General features: G+C 37.6%; 2 protein-coding genes and 1 pseudogene. 2 read left to right on the top strand and 1 reads right to left on the bottom strand.

Annotated elements, in window-relative coordinates:
• Positions 1-462, bottom strand: a 462-nt coding sequence (locus I6E78_RS18330) for a helix-turn-helix domain-containing protein (RefSeq protein WP_197183104.1), incomplete at its 3' end; no start/stop codon positions are given.
• A 38-nt stretch (positions 463-500) separates the two neighbouring features.
• Between I6E78_RS18330 and tnpA the strand changes: the two are divergent.
• Positions 501-877: pseudogene (tnpA, locus tag I6E78_RS18935) on the top strand (IS200/IS605 family transposase); the annotation flags it as partial.
• Positions 878-1,247: 370 nt separating this feature from the next.
• The coding region (locus I6E78_RS18320) for a helix-turn-helix domain-containing protein (RefSeq protein WP_197183102.1) at positions 1,248-1,446 on the top strand (199 nt) is incomplete at its 3' end.

Genomic DNA, 1,446 nt, shown 5'->3' with positions numbered 1-1,446 from the left:
TTTACTTGCTAGTTTGCGATGCAAGATAATGGGTATCTTGCCTACCTTTGGGATACTGATAGCGCCATTTTCAATGCGGATACAGTTCGAGTTATTGACCGCTCGAAAACTATCGTTGTGAAGTTTTTTCTTTTTATATGAGATCTTGTGCTTTGGAAAGCGTTGCAAGCGACCTTTAGTAAAAACATTCTTGAACGCTAATTCCAGGTCGCGGGCAACTTGTTGAGCTGCCGCAGAATCGAACGCTTTGATCCAGTTAAACTCTTCGAACGTCTTGAGATCTTTAAGTAGTGAGGCCATGTCTTTGTAAAACAAAAACGTTTTATCGTGCTCGTATCGACGCATGTTCTCAGACAACAATAAGTTCCAAATGCCGCGCGCTGTCGCGCCAAACTTAACGAGTTTAGCTTCTTGCTCTGGCGTAGGATTTAGCCTGTAGTTGTCTCTAAGCGTCTTTTTCATACACTGTATAGACCACTGTATGAAAATGAGTTATCAAGATGGAATATGAAACTAAATCTCACTGTAAATATTTAATAGCGCTACATTTAATACTTGTGGTTAAATATAGAAAACAATTGTTAAAAGGTGATGTAGGTGATTTTGTAAAACAAAAAATCACTGAAATTGCAGAGCGCTCAGAATTTAATATCGAAGAGATCGAGGTTAACAAAGATCATATACACATATTGCTAACGATCTCTCCCAATATCAGTGTTGCGAGTTACGTTAGGAGAATTAAACAATCTACAACGCAAAGTCTATGTCGAGATTTAAATGGTTTAAAAAGCAATTCTGGGTTAAAAAAACATTTTGGTCTGACGGATATTTTGTTTGCTCTGTTGGAAATGTGGCTGCTGATACAATTCGAAAATACATTCAAGAGCAGGGCTAACTATTCCGATTCATCCCATCGACGCCGCTTCGCGTCGATCAATGGGTTTTCTCGGAAAATTTCGATAAATAATACATGCAGATTGCATATTTTTTGATGTCTCACCTGCAATCAGGTCGCACGTGCCTGTATATATCCCTTTGCACACAAATAATACTCCCCCTGTTAGTCTATAGTTATTTAAATTTATCAACTTTTGCCGTAAAACACCGTTCCTTTAGGTCGGTGATATAAGGCAANTTTATCAACTTTTGCCGTAAAACACCGTTCCTTTAGGTCGGTGATATAAGGCAATAGTCGCGAAGCGACTAAGTGGGTTGTTCCTTTTTGATTAACTGTATATAATAACAGTATGGTTATTCGCAAAGCTTATAAATTTCGTTTAAAAACAACACCCGATATTAACGCTAAAATGGCGCAATATGCGGGAAATTGTCGATTCTTGTGGAATAAAGCCTTAGCGATTAACTTATTTAAGTTACAGAATAAACAAAAAATTTGCTACTACCAAGAGTTGGATTTCTTTTCCAAACTTTGGAAAAAAAGCGAGG

Source organism: Pseudoalteromonas sp. NZS127 (assembly GCF_015864805.1).
Taxonomy (GTDB): Bacteria; Pseudomonadota; Gammaproteobacteria; order Enterobacterales; family Alteromonadaceae; genus Pseudoalteromonas; species Pseudoalteromonas nigrifaciens.
The sequence above is the reverse complement of the archived record's forward strand: the minus strand, read 5'-3'. Positions and strand labels throughout refer to the sequence as shown.